Genomic DNA, 16,207 nt, shown 5'->3' on the forward strand with positions numbered 1-16,207 from the left:
ATGAATACACCCCAATTGAAACGCCGCCCGGGTCGCCCGCCAAAGGTCGACCGGGAGAACTTCGAAACCCGTGAAGCGCTGATTCGTTGCGGCACTGAAGTGCTCACTGAGCAGGGCTTCACAGCTACTGGTATCGATTACATCCTCAAGCGGATTGGCGTCCCCAAGGGTTCCTTTTATCACTACTTCCCCAGCAAAGAGGCTTTCGGTCACGCGGTCCTGGATAACTACGCCGGGTACTTCTCGCAGAAGCTCGACCGCTGGCTTCTTGATGAAACACTGACGCCGCTTGAGCGTCTGGTCGGATTCGTGCAAAACGCGAAAGCCGGCATGGCTCGTCACGACTACCGGCGGGGATGTCTGGTGGGCAATCTCGGGCAGGAAGTCAGCCTGCTGCCTGACGGCTTTCGGGAGATGCTGGAAGCCATCTTTGTCGACTGGCAAGCGCGCTTGAGTGCGTGCTTTAAAGCCGCACAGGCCAGCGGCGAGCTATCGCGCCACGCTGACTGTGATGAGCTGGCAGCTTTTTTCTGGATTGGCTGGGAAGGTGCGGTGCTACGCGCCCGCCTGGTTGCCAGTGACACGCCACTTAATACGTTCATCTCGGGGTTTCTACGCGGTCTGCCGCAATAAATTTTTTCAAATATTAAAAGACGATCGGTCTAAATTGGAGGCAAGCATGTTCAACGGCATTCTGATCGAAAAGGACGACGATGGTTATCGCTCAACCCTGACTGAGCTCAACGAAGAGTCCCTGCCTGACGGTGATGTCACCGTTGACGTCGCCTACAGCACTCTCAACTACAAGGATGGGCTGGCGATTACCGGCGACGGACCGATTGTGCGCAGCTTTCCGATGGTGCCGGGTGTCGATCTGGCAGGCACCGTAACCGCCAGCAGCGACCCGGACTTCGCTGTGGGTGATCAAGTGGTTCTCAATGGTTGGGGCGTCGGCGAGGGGCACTGGGGCGGATTGGCGCAGAAAGCCCGCTTGCAAGGCAAGTGGCTGATCAAGCTGCCCGACGCGTTCAGTGCCGCGCAAGCCATGGCCATCGGCACGGCCGGTTATACGGCGATGCTCGCGGTCATGGCGCTGGAAAATAACGGCGTGACGCCTGATCACGGCGATGTGCTGGTCACGGGTGCCAACGGCGGCGTCGGTAGTTTTGCCGTGGCGATTCTTTCCCGTCTGGGCTATCGAGTCGTGGCTTCTACGGGGCGTCTGAACGAGGCTGCGTACCTTGAGCGCTTGGGCGCGTCGGAGATCATCGACCGCAAGACGTTATCCGAGCCCGGACGGCCCTTGACTAAAGAGCGCTGGGCGGGAGCCATCGATTCGATTGGCAGCCACACCCTGGCCAATATCTGTGCCGCGACGCGTTATCGCGGCACTGTTGCTGCGTGCGGACTGGCTCAGGGTATGGAGTTTCCGGCTTCTGTCGCGCCGTTCATTCTGCGCGGAATCACTTTGGCGGGTATCGACAGCGTTACCCGGCCTCGCGCTGACCGGGTGGCGGCGTGGGCCAGGCTGGCGACCGATCTGGACCTCGCATTACTGCCGTTGATAAGCCGTGAAATCGGCCTGAGCGAGGTGATCGACGTCGCGCCCAGACTGTTGGCTGGCGAAATTCGTGGCCGGGTGGTGGTGGATGTGAACCGGTAGTGGACGGGGTTGTATGCACGCTTGGGCATCTACCTGAGACCTCTGTGTTGGCGACAACCAGCACTGATTGCAGGAGCTGCCGAAGGCTGCGAAGCGGCGAGTCAGGTCTAACGCTATCGCAGCCTTTCGGCAGCTCCTACCGGTTATTGACGTTGTAGGGTGATGGCGGCGTGTCAGGTTCTTGCGCCAGCTCAACCTCCCGATCCAGCAACTGCTGCTTGCGCTCCACCCCCCATCGATAACCGGAAAGACCACCATCGCTACGTACCACACGGTGACAAGGGATAGCCACTGCCAGCCGGTTGGCGCCACAGGCCATAGCGACGGCGCGGAAGGATTTGGGTGCGCCAATGCGCTGGGCGATTTGCGCGTAGCTGGCTGTAGTGCCAGGCGGAATGTCCTTGAGCGCTAACCAGACTCGCTGCTGAAAGGCTGTTCCGCGCATGTCCAGCGGCAGATCCAGGCCCAGGTTCGGTGACTCGATAAAGCCCACCACTCTCGCGATCAGTTGCTCGAAATCTTCGTCTGCGCCCAGCAGGGTTGCGTGGCGGAACTGATCCTGAAAATTGCGCACCAGTGTTTGCGGATCGTCGCCAAGCAGGATGGCGCAAACGCCGCGCTGACTTTGCGCCACCAGAATCGAGCCCAACGAGCATTCGCCAATGGCGAAGCGGATCTCGGTGTCGTTACCGCCCTGACGATACTGCGCGGGCTTCATGCCCAGCAAGGCATCGGACGCCGCGTAAAAACGGCTGCTGGAGTTGAAGCCTGCATCGTAAAACGCGTCGGTGATTGAGCTGCCCGATGACAACTGCTGACGTATCCGTTTTGCTCGATGTGCGTCGGCGTAAGCCTTGGGTGTCAGCCCGGTGACGGTTTTGAACACTCGATGGAAATGGTACGGGCTAAGTCCGGCAGTATGAGCGAGCGTCTTGAGGTCGGGAGCCGAGTCAGCCTGTTCGATGCAGCGACAGGCGCTGGCCACTAAAGCAGCATGCTGCTGAGCGACGTGGCTTTGGTCGGCGGCAATGCGCTTGCTGGGCCGATACCCGGCTGCTTCGGCCTGTGCAGCGGTATCGAAAAACACCACGTTGTCAGGATTGGGCAAGCGCGACAGGCTACTCGGGCGGCAGTAGACGCCGGTAGTGCGTACCCCGTAGACAAACTGGCCGTCGGCGGAGGCGTCGCGGGTCAGCACTGATTGCCAGCGCGGGTCTTTCTCGGTGACGGACGATGATGATCTGCTGCGACTCATGAGCCGGTACCTTGCACGGATACGATGACGTTCAGCTTATGCGGTGGCCCAATAGCCAGCACTCCGAGTCTTGCGGTCAAATTCGGTTCAGTCGGCGAGCATGGGGGGCAGGGTTCCTAGCAGGGAAACCGCCATCAGCGCGGCCATTCCAAACAGGCATTCAACCATAACGCTGGTGCGCAGTATGTCTAGCCGCAGATGAGTGCGATTGAGCATTAGTCGATTGAACAGCGCCAGAAACAGCATGCATAGCACCATGGCCACTTTGACGGCCAGCACTAGCCCGAAGCCGGAAAACGCTGGCGTCGGCCAGGGAGCTCCACTCATGACGCGCACGTTGATCAATCCGGTGGCGATGATCATTGCAACCATCACATACCCAAACCCGCCAAAACGCAGCAAGAGCGCACGCATATCCACATCCGCATGTTGGCGCAGGGCAACCAGCAGCAGGTAGAGCCCGCCCAGCCAGGCGCCCACTGCAACCAGATGGATGAACTGGTTGAATATCAAAAACTGGCCGTAGACGCCTTCAAACATTGCCACATGCCCAACGGGTGCCAATGTGGCCAGCAACAGCGTAACCAGGAGCAGGCGCAGCCAGCGATTGCCAGCCAGGAACAGGGTGACCAGCAGTACCAGGTTCAGGCCGATGTGCCAGCCCCAGAATGTGCCAAACGAGGTGTGGCCCAGCACCAGCAGCAATGTAGCCGGATCAATGGCGTCGGCCCAACTGCTGGCCATGCTCGCAGCAGTCAGCATTAGCCAGGCAATCGCGCTGAGCAAGGCAAGTGCTGCCAGCCAGAACGTCAAGCGGGGCGACTGCAAATGCCTCATGCGAGTAAGGAGGGGGCGCAATAGCAGCTCTTGCGACAGGCAAATTCCGAACAGCGTCAACAGCACCCAGAAATGTGCAAAGCGACACAGGATGAGTGCGGTCTGCATGGAATCAAGGGCTTACAGTGAAGCTGTAACTGCCTTCGCTTTTGTGGGTATCAACGGACACCGCGTGCCATTCGACCTTGTACTCGCCTGCCGCCAGCGGCGCTGCGGGGGTGACGATCAGAACTTTTCTGTCTGCGGGGTCGGTGGCAATCTCGGGTACCGGTTCCACCAGTGTTTTGCCACCTTTGGCTGTCGAGGTGATGCTGATTTTGGTGAATTTCTCTTCAACACCTTCCGAGAAATGCAGGCGCAGTTCCTTGGGGCTGCTGACGATGCTGTCAGCGGCAGGCAGTTGGCTGTCCAGGTGCGCATGGGCAGAGGCGTTGCTCGCCAGCGTCAGGGATGCGAGTACAGAAAGGGTCGAGAGGAGGTGCTTGAAACGTTGGGCAGACATCAAAAAAATTACCTGTTAGCGGACGCTGAATGCGCGTTTGATCGGCAGTCGAGGGCCTAATAGACCAGAAACTGCGGAGCGACTCCAGCGTTGAGCACCATAGCAGGGCAAAACCCCCAAAAAAAAGCCACCGCACAGAAGTGAGGTGGCTATAAAGTTTTAACCAAAGGAATGATGAAGCGGGAGCATCAATCTGGCGCTCACTGATGCGGATTCAGAGAGCGATCGAAACATGTTCTTCATCGCCGCCAACACTAACATCGTGGGAAAGATTCAGACTATTACGATAATTGATAGTGACTATCATCAATTGCACAGGTCATGAATTTTGAAAGGTGTTAAAAAATCGCCGGCAGGGGAGCAAACCTGCTATCCAGACCGGCTGCAGATTCACGAACGGAATCGCTAGAATTCTTGATCAATTCTGTATGTCAATAATATTTTTATTCATTTTATTTCTGCCGAATCTCTTCACTTATCGCGTACGTCTGCGTCAGGGCCGCAACTATTGCTGTAGCCTTGTTGCGCGAAAACGATAAGCAATATTGAAACAGGGGAAAAGAATGAAGTTTCTGAAGTGCAATCTCATCACGCTTGCGGTGTCGCTGGGCGTCAGTCAGCTCGCGTCGGCAGGCGCTGTCAGCGATCAATCAGAGGCCACCGGGTTTGTTGAAGGCAGTAGCCTCAACATCAATCTCAGAAACTATTACTTCAATCGTGACGGAAAAAACAGCAACGGCGAACGCACGGGCGACCAGAAGGACTGGACCCAGGCAGTGCTGGGTAATTTCAGCTCCGGCTTCACCCAGGGCACGGTCGGTTTTGGCGTTGACGCCTATGGTTACTGGGGGTTGAAGCTGGACGGCGGTGCCGGGACCAGCGGCACCGGGAATCTGCCGGTGAACCGCAACGATTCGCCTGAGGATGAGTACGGAACTGCCGGCGGTGCAGTCAAACTGCGTATATCCAAGACTGAACTGCGTTACGGCAACCTGCAGCCGACGGCGCCGGTATTTGCCGCCGGGGGGACCAGACTGTTCCCGCAAACCGCAACCGGCTTCAATTTGCTGAGCAGTGAAATCGACGGTCTGGATCTTGACGTTGGCCACTTCACGGGAAGTAATGGCCCGGTCACGACCAATAACGATCACGGTCTGTACGCGTCCTATGCAGATGTCGAGGCATCCAGCGTTGATTATGCCGGTGGCAAGTACACCATCAACGATAATCTGACCGTCAGCCTCTATGGTTCGGACCTCAAAGATGTATGGCACCAGTACTATGCCAATACCAATTTCACGCTGCCACTTGCCGAAGAGCAGTCACTCAATCTGGATTTCAATATCTATCGCACTACGGATTCGGGTCAGGCCAAGGCCGGGGATATCAGTAACACTACCTGGTCGATGGCGGCGGCTTATTCTTTCCTGACGGCGCACACGGTGACGCTGGCGTTCCAGAAAGTTAATGGCGATACGCCATTTGATTACGTGGCTTTCGGTAATAACTCGGCAGGCGATACAGCGGACTCCATCTTCCTCAGCAACTCCGTGCAATATTCGGACTTCAATGGCCCCGGAGAAAAGTCATGGCAGGCGCGTTATGACCTGAACATGGCGAGTTATGGTGTGCCCGGTCTGGGGTTCATGGTGCGCTACGTCACGGGTGATGATATCGACGGCACGAACATGCCTGCCAATACCCGGTACGGCGGTTATGGCGAAGACGGCAAGCACCATGAGACTGATCTGGAGGCCAAGTACGTGGTGCAATCGGGGCCAGCCAAAGATCTGGCGTTGCGTATGCGCCAGTCCTGGCACCGGGCCAATGCTGATCAGGGCGATACGGATAACAACGAATTCCGTCTGATCGCCGACTACCCGATCAATATCTTCTAATACCCCTCGCATCATCGCCAGGCGGACATTGTGTTTGCCTGGCGCCTGGGCCTCCCTGGCTGAAAGTTTGTAATTTACAAACGAGCAATCGTCCCCACGACATCCCGGGTATCGCTGATACATTGATACGGGTATCGGGTTCGCGCGGCTGGCAGGAACATTCGCTATTTCAGCGACCCGCGAAGTCAACATACTTTTTTATAACGATGTGTTTTTAATCATCGCACTTGTCGCAGTACTGACCATGAGCGCAATTATTGTTCATGGCCTGTGGCTCAGGTGTCACCCGACGGGGTAACCCTAAACTGACAAGGCCGCTGCATAGTGAAATGCTGCGGCCTTTTGTTTACGTCATACGTTGAGCCAATAAGCATCCGACTCAGCCATTCTGGCAGTTGTTGCCATCACTGATGCGGGTGTATTCCAGGTTGTGCTCAACGCCTTTGCTGTCGAGGTACAGCATGTGCGCCACGACTGGGCCACAGGTATTACTTTGCGCCGCCGTCACGTTGAGAACTTTGGCAATATCAAGGTTTTGCGAGTAGTCGTAATCGACCGCCGCTGGAATCTGCGAGTTGTTATTGACTTGGTCGTTAGCCGAAGCGAAGACCGCGAAGAACGATAAAGCGGCGAACAGCGCGAGGTTTTTCATGTGTATCTCCGAAGACGTTTAAGTAATTTTTTCTGCAAAGCTTCAGATTTGCTTTGCTGTTGAAGTGGATTCTATGCGCGCCAATGGTCATTCAAAAATGGAGCGTGTCGATACACGCCATCACCGGGGCCGATACATGTGTGAAGTTGATATTCGAACCGCTTAAACCATTCGGATCTAATAATTAGATACGCGACGTCGGTTGTATCAATGGATCAGATAGCCACTTTCTATCGCCGACTGCATGCTCTGGCCATTAATTAGCCACGGACGCTGAACATGCAGAAGTTCGAAATACTTCGACAAACCCGCTTCGATAATCTGGTCCATCAATACGGTCTGGACGGCAGTCGTTTACTGCCATGGCAGGGCTACCCGATGCCGTTTGCCGGGGGCTGGTGCGTCGTCCGGCCAGGAACAAGCAGCGAAGCACACACCCAGATCGATCAGGAAATCTTCATCGCCATCAAAGGCCGCTCGCGACTGGTCGTGGGTGAGCGTGAACTGGAGTTCGGCGTAGGAGATATCGCGGCGATTCCGAAGCACACCAATCACTACATCATCAATGACTCGGAGGAGGACTTTCACTTCTACGTGGTCTGGTGGGACATGAACTACGTCAATGACTTCGTCGCCCAACACAACGAAACCACGGGGTGCCTGAATGACTAGGTTCGTTGTCACCATCACGCCGCCGACACCCAATGGCGACCTGCACATCGGGCACATTGCCGGGCCTTTTCTGGGCGCGGATGTTTTCACCCGTGTTCAGCGCCAGCGGGGTCATGACTGTGTGCTGGTTTCCTATTCCGACGATTACCAGTCCTACATGCTGCGCAAAGGGCTGGAGCAGGGCGTGGACCCGGTCGAGCTGGCGGGGCGCAACTCTGATCGGATTGAAGCGTCACTCGCGGCGATCAACATCAGGCCCGACAACTGGATGCGTCCACATGGCAATCCGTTTTTTGCCGACGCCGTGCGAGAGGTTTTCGACAAGGCCCGCGCAGCGGGAGCCATCGAATTTCGTGATTCCAGCGAGGCGTACTGCCCTGACTGTGACGTCTGGGGCTACGAAGCGTTTGCTCGTGGCCTGTGTAACTACTGCGGGGCCGAGTCCGATGCCAGCCAGTGTGAAAACTGCGCTCAGGCTCCCGACTCCGAACTGATGAGCGAACTGCGTTGCAAGCTGTGCAGTGAGCCAGTGCAGTGGCGCAGCAGCCATCGGGCATTCCTCAAACTGGCGCGGTTCAAACCCGCGTTACGCGACAGCCTGCTCAATCGCAAATGGCGCAAGCCGCTGGACAGCTGGCTGCCCGAGACGCTCGAACATTTACATGACTGGGGCGTGACCCGGCCCGGCGACGCGGGGCTGGATCTGGCTGAAGGCGATTCGTGCCGGGTGCACACCTGGTTCATGGGGCTGGCCGGTTATATGGCCGCTTTCCGCGAACACGCCGCTCGCATAGGCGAGCCCGAGCTGTTCCAGCAGTACTGGCAGTCGGGGCAGGGCACGCTGGTGCATTTTCTCGGTTTCGACTGTGTGTTCAGTCACGCTGTGGTTTACCCGGCCTTGTTGTCGGTGCTGGACGATCTGCAGATCCGCCAACACTTCATGCCCAACCAGTTCCTCAAGCTTGACGGCTTGAACCTGTCCACTAGCCGCAACCATGCGATCTGGGTCGCCGATCTGGCCCGCCAAGCCTGTGCCGACAGCGCTCGGTTGTATCTGGCGAGTATTGCGCCGGAGGAGTGTGAGGGCGATTTCCGTCTGCAGCATTTCCTGCTCTGGCGCGACAGCCTGTTTGGCGAGTTTTTCCCTGCGTTGCTTGAGGCGGGCGCCCGGCAGCACGGCAGTTGGTGGAGCGGCATGTGCGGACCTGACGCTGGCCTGCTTGAAGCGTTGCGGCTGCAATGGGTCAAGGCCACGCAGCCGGAACAATTCTCTATGAAAACCATGGCCAGCGTCCTGCTCGACGTGATTGCCATCGCGCGTATCCGTCTGGGCGAAGGACGTCCGGTCAGCCACTTCGCCGCGTTCATTGCCGTGACCGGTCAGGCGCTGATTCCGGACACGACCGCACGCATCGTCGAATCATTCGAGCTGCCACTGGACAGGGTCAGTGCAACGATTCTCACCGGCTCGGCCGCTGAATACTGCATTTGAACGGACGCACACCTCATGTTGATGGACTATGACGTCGCAGTGATCGGCGCGGGCATTATCGGCGCCAGTATTGCGGCACGGCTCAGCACTGCCGGACTGGCTGTGGCCCTGATCGATAAGGACGCGGCAGGCGCTGGCGGAGCAAGTGCGCTGTCCGGCGGGCTGGTGCGGGTGTATGACCCCGACCCACTGTTGATGGACTTCGCTGCGTTTTCGATTGGCCTGCTGGACGACGGTATTTTCGCCGGTACGTACGCTCGGGCCTTGCAGCGCAGCGGCGCACTCTATCGCGCTGCGCCTGAGCAAATGGACGACCTCTGCCGCGCCATTGAGCAACACGCCAGCCCTCGTTACCCCATGCGCCTGATCGCCAGTCGCGAGCTGGATGGCGGGCAGTTTCCACTGTGCCCTGATCAAGCTCGGGTCAATCTGTACGAGCCGCATGCCTGCATCGGCAACGTCAGGCTGGCGACCCAACTGCTGGCAGATGTGGTGCGGCGCAATGGCCTGTTGCTGGAACATTGCCAAGTACGCGCCATTGATTGCAAATCACCTCACGAGGTCCATGTAGGACTGGGCGAGAGCACCTTGCGTTGCCGTGCGCTGGTGGTGGCTGCCGGTGGCTGGAGTCGGCGATGGGTGCCGGGTTTGCAACTGCAAACCCGCTCCATTCCGCTGGCTCGGGTACTGACCAACACAGAGTGCGGCATGCCGGTGATTGATGCCGTCAGCCAGAGTTACCTGATTCCCCTGACGCGCCAGGTGGTGCAGACCGGTTGTGGCTTTCGCGACACGGAGCAATCTCCGGATGATCTGCCAGCCACTGACCTGCGCAATCGGCAGGACGCGGTCAATCGGGTGCGTCAGTTGACCGGCTGTACTCACTCTGAAGTGCTGGATGTGCTGCCCGGTTTTGATAGCTACAGCCCAGACGGTCGCCCGCTGCTGGGGTTTGTCGAGGAAGACAGTCCGGTGTTCCTCGCCACTGGCATGTCCGGCCTGGGCTTCAAGTTTGCGCCTGGCATCGCCCAGATCGCTTTTGAGCACATGCAAAGTCGCCTGCTCGGTAAGGAAACTGGCGCTGGCTGGTCGGCACTGTCCCCACGGCGTGCCATGCAACATGGGGAAGTTGTCGCGGGAGTGCAGCCATGACGATGCTCAAAGTCGGTGTGTCTGCCTTGTTTGATCCTGCGGTCACTCCCCACGCGAGAACTTTTCTACGGGCAATGTGCGTGGCACGAAACTTCATCCCGGCTCTGGCTCCGGTGCAGTGGCATTTCCTTGATGACGGCGCCAATCGTGCGCGTGCCGAGCAGGTCGCGGAGCACATGGTGGCTGCTGACGTCGACCTGGTGATCGGTCATTTCTCATCCGATGCGGCAGTCAGCGCAGCACCGGTTTATCGGCAAGCGGGCATCGCGTTGCTGACCCCGGCGGCGACGATTGATTGCCTGACCCAGGACCATCACAACGTGTTTCGTTTTTGCCCGTCGGACCGGCAACTGGCCAGGGATCTGCTCGGCTGGATCGCCGTCAAAGGCTGGCAAACCCTGCACATCTGCGCCGATAACAGTGCGCACGGACAAGCCTTGGCCAAGTGCATTGCTCAGGCTGCAAGGGATGGCGGCCTACGCCAGACCGATGAGCGTGAACTGGCGCAGGTGGAAGTATTTGCCGGGCGCCTGCGCAGCAGCCGCGAGCATTGGCAGCAGCGTCGTGCGGCGGGCAGTCAGCGGCCGCTGATCCTCACCGATGATGCCGCTTCGCCATATCTGGGCAACGCCGCCGCGGACGACCGCACGACCTGGGTGATCGGTTTCGGCAATGCCGAAAATCCAGAGCAGCCATGTCCGGGCATCTTGCAGCACAGGGCACTTTTTGGGACAGCCGCTGAAACCTACTACCGGGAAAGCCTGCTGCTGTTCCACGTACTGGGCGTATTGGCCGGCCGCCACTGGCGTCGCGCCGAGCTGCTGCATGCCTTGAATCACACCACCTTCAACACGCCGTTGGGCGACGTCAGTTTCGATCAGGGCGAGCGCCGGGGCGCGTGTAACAACCTCTGGCGAGTGGGCCCCCAAGGGCTGCAAGCCATTAACGAATAGCAATGCCTTAAACACTATGGATGGGACGCAAATGAGTGCATCAACAACAGGGGGCGTTCACGCAGACGCCGTGTGTATCGGCTTCGGTCCGGCGGGCATCGCGCTGTCGTGTGTCTTCGAAGACGCACGCGAAGCAGGCTCACCGCTTGGCGAGCTTTCCATGTGTTTTCTGGAGGCCGCTCATGACACACAGTGGCATCGCGAACTGCTCCTCAGCGGTACGGACATCAATCATCACGTGTTCCGTGATCTGGTCACGCCGCGTGATCCGCGCAGCCGCTTTTCGTTCGCCATGTACCTCAAGGATCAGGGCCGCATGTTCGACTTCGGCCTGCTGGGTCGCCCGGCCAGTCGCCACGAATGGTCGGACTACCTGCGCTGGGTTTCGGCGCAAGTCGATGGTCAGACGAAATTCAATGCACCGGTCAGGGAAATTCTGCCGGTGATGGAGGAGGGGCGCCTTAGCCGTGTTCAGATCGAAATACCGAACGGCCGTGTCGAAACCCGCAATATCGTGCTGTCCAGCGGCAGCGCGCCTCATATCCCTGAGCTGTTCCAGGGTTTGCTCGGACCGACGTTGTTTCACACCTCGCAGTTCCTGACCCGCTTGCAGGCGTTCGGCGAGTCCTTGCCCAAGCGCTGGCTGGTGGTCGGCTCAGGGCAGAGTGCAAGCGAATCGGTGCTGGAACTGATCGCCCGGGAGCGCCACATCCTTGTGCATTCGGCCCATCGTTCTGCGGGTTTCAAACTGACCCAGCTCGGACAGTTCCCCAATCGGGTGTTCGCCCCGGACCACGTGGATTACTTCCACGGCCTGGACCCTGCCGCCCGGCAGCGTTTTCTGGGCTGGAGTCGATCGACCAATTACGCCGGAATCGATCCGGACGAAAGCCAGAAGCTGTTTTCACTGATCTACGAAGACGCCATCGCCGGTCGCCAACGCCTGCGCACCCATGCCTACAGCGAGATCAGCAAGGTGGAAAAAATCACCGATGGCTACCAGGTCACGCTGACGGACACCTTCAGCCTACGCAGTCAGGTGCTGGAGGTTGACGTAATTGTGCTGGGCACCGGTTATCAGCAGCCTGTCTTGCCGCCGCTGCTAAGCAACTTGCAGCCGTGGCTAAAGGCCGATCTGGATGGCGGGCTGGTGATTGATCGCGATTACCGCATCGCTACACAGGGCCAATGCGACATCAAGTTGTGGGTCAACGGGCTCTCCGAGCGCAGTCACGGCATCAGCGACAGCCAGTCGTTTTCGCTGATGGCATTGCGTGCCGAGCGTATCGCGCTGGGCCTCGAACGTGCCGTGCAGGCGCAAACCCTTGAACCGCTGCTGACTGAATGACGTGACCCTCATGTACAACAACATTTCCGAAATCGTTCACGATCAGACCTTTCTCAAAGTAGCGGGGATCGGGCCTGAGTTCTTTCTAAAGCTGGAGTCGCTGAATCCCGCAGGCTCGATCAAGCTCAAGACAGCCGTCGGCCTGGTCGATGATTTGCAGAGTCGGGGCCAGATCAACGCGGACACCGTGCTGATCGAATCCTCGTCGGGCAATCTGGGTGTGGCGCTGGCGATGATCTGTGCCGAACGCGGCATCAGGTTCACTTGCGTGGTTGATCCGAACAGCTCCAATCACAACATCCGCCTGATGCAGACCTATGGCGCCGAGGTTATCCAGGTCAATGAGCTGGACGCCAACGGTGGGTATCTCGGTACGCGCATCGCGCTGATCCGCCAGAAAGTCGCTGATGACCCGCGCTTCGTGTGGCTCAACCAATACGAAAACGCTGCCAACCCGCGCGCTCATGCCCGGACCACCGCGCAGTCCATCGGTCGGCACTTTGGCCACGTGGATTACCTGTTTGTCGGCGCGGGCACCACCGGCACGCTGATGGGCTGCGTACAGTATTTCCGCCGTCACCACCCGGCGACGACGATTGTGGCGGTGGACAGTGTGGGCTCTGTGACTTTTGATACGCCACCCGGCAAGCGCTTCATTCCGGGGCTGGGCACCAGCCAGCGGCCGCCGATTTTCAACGCCGAGGGTATTCATTATCTGGAAATGGTCCCGGAGGAGCGGACCATTGCCATGTGCCGTTTGCTGGCGCGCAACAAAGGTCTGCTGGTGGGCGGTTCCACCGCGACGGTCATCGCCGCGGTGCATGCCTGGCGCGAGCGCATTGAACCGGGTTCGGTGGTCGTCGCGCTCTCGCCGGATTGGGGCGAGCGCTATCTCGACACCCTTTACGATGATCACTGGGTCGAGCAGCGGTTTGGCCGTCAGGTGTTGCAGATGACTCTGGATGACATGCCTGTCGAGCCATCGCGGACCACTGATTTGCACAGTGCCCGCCTGAAGCAATCGGCCTTTCATGTGGTCGATGGCAAGACTGTCGCGCGAATACTCGCCGAGGATCCAGTGGCCTGCATCGATGATGTTCAGCAGGCCTATCTGGAGCATCATGCCGGGCGCAGCATCAACCCCGATAGTTACTTCCTGCGCTTCCCGCAGGCTCCGGCCAATCGCATTATTGCGCTGCCTGCCAGTCTGTCCGGCGAGCAATCGGTCAGTGGCATCAAGTGGATCTCCAGTTTCCCCGGCAACATCGAGTCGGGCCTGCAACGCGCCTCGGCGGTGCTGATCCTCAACGACGCGCGCAGCGGTTATGCCTATGCCTGCCTGGAAGCATCGCGGATCAGCGCCATGCGCACTGCGGCGTCAGCGGTGCTGGCGGCGCGCTGGCTTAACCGGCAGCAACGCAAGGTGGGACGCTTGTCAGTGGTGGGTGCCGGGTTCATTGCCCGGACCATCCTCGATATGTTTGTCAGTGACGGCTGGCAGATCGACGCGCTGGAGGTGTTCGATCTGCACAGCGATTCAGCCGCCGCACTCATTGGTCACGCGACTGTGCAACACCAACTGGCGTGTCAGGCAGTTGACCTCGATAGGGCATTGCAGGCCGATGTCGTGGTGTTCGCCACCACGGCGCCGAGCCCGTATGTCATTGAACAGCGCTTCCGGCCAGAGCAGATCCTGCTGAATATTTCCCTGCGCGATTTGGGGCCGGAGATCATCGCGCAGGCCAATAACATCCTTGATGATGTCGAGCATTGCCTCAAAGCCCAGACCTCGCCGGACCTGGCCGTACAGCATTATCAGCATCGCGGGTTCATCACCGGCACCCTGGCGCAACTGATGCTGGGCGAGGTGGAAGTCAGCCCTGATCGGCCGACGATTTTCTCGCCGTTCGGTTTGGGCGTGCTTGATCTGGCGGTGGGCAAGCGGGTTTATGACTACGCAGTGGAACAGGGCGCGACGTTGCCAGTTCCGGAATTTTTCTTTGAATCGAAGCGCTGGTGATGCCCATGCCAACGTTTTTTGACGCCCAACGCATTGTCATCATAGGCATGGGTTCTCGCGGCCTCAGCGTGCTGGAACAACTGATCGGCGCGGCCCGACGGGATTCGCACAGGCCGCTGGTGATCGACCTGTTCGACCCACAACTGCCAGGCAGTGGTCTGCACTCACCCGAGCAACCGGACTACTTGATGCTCAACACCATGGCGGGCCAGTTGTCCGGCTTTTCTTCGGCTTATCCGGCGTGGCAGCCGGATGAAACGCCGGGGCTGACCTTCCTGCAGTGGTGTACCGCTGAGGGGCTACTTCTGAATGAGCGCGGTCATACCAGTGGCAGCGAAGCAGGGCGGCCTATCGAGTTTGCTGACTTCGTACCGCGCAAGCTGCTTGGCCGTTACCTGCGCGATTGCTATCGATATCTGCTGACGCTTTGCCCGCCCCAAGTGCAGGTCAACCATCGTCGGAACCTGATTATTGGCTGTCGCCCGAAATCTGGTAATCAAGGCTTTCACCTGCACACCGCTGAAGGGCTGGACGTTGAGGCTGACGCAGTGTTTCTGACCACCGGACACACGCCGCAACCAGAGGCAGATTGCGAAGGTAAACGCGTAGCGATCGAAGGCCTTGGTCTGAGCGCCATGGATCAGATCGCCCACCTGACTGAAGGCCGGGGTGGTCGCTTTGTCCGCGATGACAGCCAGGGTGGATGGCGTTATCTACCTTCGGGGCGTGAGCCGCAGATTTATCTGTTTTCCCGCTCGGGCCTGCCGTTTCATTGTCGGCCGCATGGGACGCCAGCGTCTTCGGTGACGCAACGGTTGTTCTTCACCGCCCAGGTTATTGTCGAGCTGCGCAAAAACAGCCCGGACGGGCGACTGGATTTCGCTCAGCAGGTTTTGCCGCTGATCGAGGACGAGATGCGCAATGCTTTCTACCTGGCGCAAGCGCGTCTGCAGCAGCCGGGCCGTCTGGAGTTTGTTCGCCACTCGCTGCAAAACGCGAAGACTGAACAAGCGCTGCGGAAGGTTTTTGCAGCATTGGCCGAAGAATTTGGCCCGTTCGAGCCGCAGGCCTATCTGAATATTCAGGGCTGGCGGGGCGATCCGCAACACTACTCCCAATGGTTTCGGCAGTGGGTCGCCCGCGATCTGACGCGCAGTTGTCTGGGTGTTGATGCGAGTCCACTCACGCAAGCGCTGGAGGTGTGGCGTGACTGCCGGGACCTGTTGCGATTAGTCGCCGATCACGACGGCCTCAATGATCGCTCGACCCTTGAGTTCTACGGCGCATGGGCAGGCCTTGGCAATCGTCTGGTCGGTGGGCCGCAGAAGGAGCGTTACGAGGATTTGCTGGCGCTGATGAATGCTGGCGTGGTCATGCCTGTAGCGCCTGATGGCATCCACGCGATTGAAATCGACAGCCTGATCAGTGCCCGCAACGCCCCCAGTGGCCTGGGCCAGAACCGTTTGCTTTTGATCGATGACTTGCTTGGGCAAGGCCTGATCAAAACAGCGCATCCATACCCGGCTGACGGCATCGCGGTTGATGCCCAAAGCCGGGCGCTACGTCGCGATGGTTCTGCCCATGAGCGCCTTTGGGTGCTTGGGCCCGGCGTCGAAGGCAGCACGTTTTACAACCATTACGTGCCAACGCCGGATCCTGCCTGCAAAGCACCGTTGCAGGCGCGAACTGCGGTGCGGGCCTGCCTCGCGGCGCTGCATGTCGAGGTCGAGGTCGAGAGTCTGGCGGTTAATTAACTCCCCCCA

At 58.8% G+C, this 16,207-nt stretch carries 14 protein-coding genes; 10 read left to right on the plus strand and 4 right to left on the minus strand.

Features of this window, described 5'->3' with window-relative positions; translation table 11 throughout:
* Together acuR and acuI are read left to right on the plus strand one after the other, a co-directional pair.
* The gene (gene acuR / locus AUC60_RS00625) at positions 1-633 is read left to right on the plus strand and encodes an acrylate utilization transcriptional regulator AcuR (RefSeq protein ID WP_087263992.1); all 633 of its coding nucleotides are present in this window, start codon (positions 1-3) and stop codon (positions 631-633) included.
* A 46-nt stretch (positions 634-679) separates the two neighbouring features.
* A complete protein-coding gene (gene acuI / locus AUC60_RS00630) occupies positions 680-1,663 on the plus strand; it encodes an acrylyl-CoA reductase (NADPH) (RefSeq protein WP_087263994.1) in 984 nt (327 codons plus the stop codon).
* Positions 1,664-1,799: 136 nt separating this feature from the next.
* Here the strand turns inward: acuI and ada are convergent, their stop codons facing one another.
* The 3 genes from ada to copC all read right to left on the minus strand — a co-directional run bounded on the left by ada (position 1,800) and on the right by copC (position 4,257).
* Positions 1,800-2,918 carry a bifunctional DNA-binding transcriptional regulator/O6-methylguanine-DNA methyltransferase Ada gene (gene ada / locus AUC60_RS00635; RefSeq protein ID WP_087263996.1) on the minus strand — a complete coding sequence of 373 codons (1,119 nt, stop codon included), beginning with the start codon at positions 2,916-2,918 and terminating at the stop codon, positions 1,800-1,802.
* 87 nt (positions 2,919-3,005) lie between these two features.
* Positions 3,006-3,863: a copper homeostasis membrane protein CopD gene (copD, locus tag AUC60_RS00640; protein WP_087263998.1), complete on the minus strand. Its 858-nt coding sequence runs from the start codon at positions 3,861-3,863 to the stop codon at positions 3,006-3,008.
* Positions 3,864-3,867: 4 nt separating this feature from the next.
* Positions 3,868-4,257, minus strand: a complete 390-nt coding sequence (copC, locus tag AUC60_RS00645; RefSeq protein ID WP_087264000.1) for a copper homeostasis periplasmic binding protein CopC — start codon at positions 4,255-4,257, stop codon at positions 3,868-3,870.
* Positions 4,258-4,820: 563 nt separating this feature from the next.
* Here copC and AUC60_RS00650 point away from each other — a divergent pair.
* Positions 4,821-6,155 (plus strand): OprD family porin, encoded by a 1,335-nt coding sequence (locus AUC60_RS00650; protein ID WP_087264002.1) that lies wholly within the window; start codon positions 4,821-4,823, stop codon positions 6,153-6,155.
* Positions 6,156-6,534: 379 nt separating this feature from the next.
* On the opposite strand, the gene AUC60_RS00655 is transcribed toward AUC60_RS00650, so the two are convergent.
* Positions 6,535-6,807 (minus strand): DUF2790 domain-containing protein, encoded by a 273-nt coding sequence (locus tag AUC60_RS00655; RefSeq protein ID WP_087264004.1) that lies wholly within the window; start codon positions 6,805-6,807, stop codon positions 6,535-6,537.
* Between the two features lie 279 nt (positions 6,808-7,086).
* Here AUC60_RS00655 and AUC60_RS00660 point away from each other — a divergent pair, with 279 nt between their 5' ends.
* From AUC60_RS00660 to AUC60_RS00690, 7 genes are read left to right on the plus strand one after another with little or no spacing between them, the layout of a single operon-like run.
* Complete coding sequence (locus AUC60_RS00660) at positions 7,087-7,479, plus strand: cupin domain-containing protein (RefSeq protein WP_087264006.1); 393 nt, start codon at positions 7,087-7,089, stop codon at positions 7,477-7,479.
* Complete coding sequence (locus tag AUC60_RS00665) at positions 7,472-8,971, plus strand: methionine--tRNA ligase (RefSeq protein ID WP_087264008.1); 1,500 nt, start codon at positions 7,472-7,474, stop codon at positions 8,969-8,971. The genes AUC60_RS00660 and AUC60_RS00665 overlap by 8 nt, the downstream gene beginning before the upstream one ends.
* A 15-nt stretch (positions 8,972-8,986) precedes the next feature.
* Positions 8,987-10,123 carry an NAD(P)/FAD-dependent oxidoreductase gene (locus AUC60_RS00670; protein ID WP_087264009.1) on the plus strand — a complete coding sequence of 379 codons (1,137 nt, stop codon included), beginning with the start codon at positions 8,987-8,989 and terminating at the stop codon, positions 10,121-10,123.
* Positions 10,120-11,076, plus strand: a complete 957-nt coding sequence (locus AUC60_RS00675) for an ABC transporter substrate-binding protein (protein ID WP_087264011.1) — start codon at positions 10,120-10,122, stop codon at positions 11,074-11,076. The genes AUC60_RS00670 and AUC60_RS00675 overlap by 4 nt, the downstream gene beginning before the upstream one ends.
* A 31-nt stretch (positions 11,077-11,107) precedes the next feature.
* Positions 11,108-12,424 carry a SidA/IucD/PvdA family monooxygenase gene (locus tag AUC60_RS00680; RefSeq protein WP_087264013.1) on the plus strand — a complete coding sequence of 439 codons (1,317 nt, stop codon included), beginning with the start codon at positions 11,108-11,110 and terminating at the stop codon, positions 12,422-12,424.
* 10 nt (positions 12,425-12,434) lie between these two features.
* Complete coding sequence (sbnB, locus tag AUC60_RS00685; RefSeq protein ID WP_087264015.1) at positions 12,435-14,444, plus strand: 2,3-diaminopropionate biosynthesis protein SbnB; 2,010 nt, start codon at positions 12,435-12,437, stop codon at positions 14,442-14,444.
* Between the two features lie 5 nt (positions 14,445-14,449).
* A complete protein-coding gene (locus AUC60_RS00690) occupies positions 14,450-16,198 on the plus strand; it encodes an FAD/NAD(P)-binding protein (RefSeq protein WP_087264017.1) in 1,749 nt (582 codons plus the stop codon).
* Positions 16,199-16,207: the final 9 nt, after the last annotated feature.

The sequence above is a fragment of the Pseudomonas caspiana genome (assembly GCF_002158995.1).
Classification (GTDB): Bacteria; Pseudomonadota; Gammaproteobacteria; order Pseudomonadales; family Pseudomonadaceae; genus Aquipseudomonas; species Aquipseudomonas caspiana.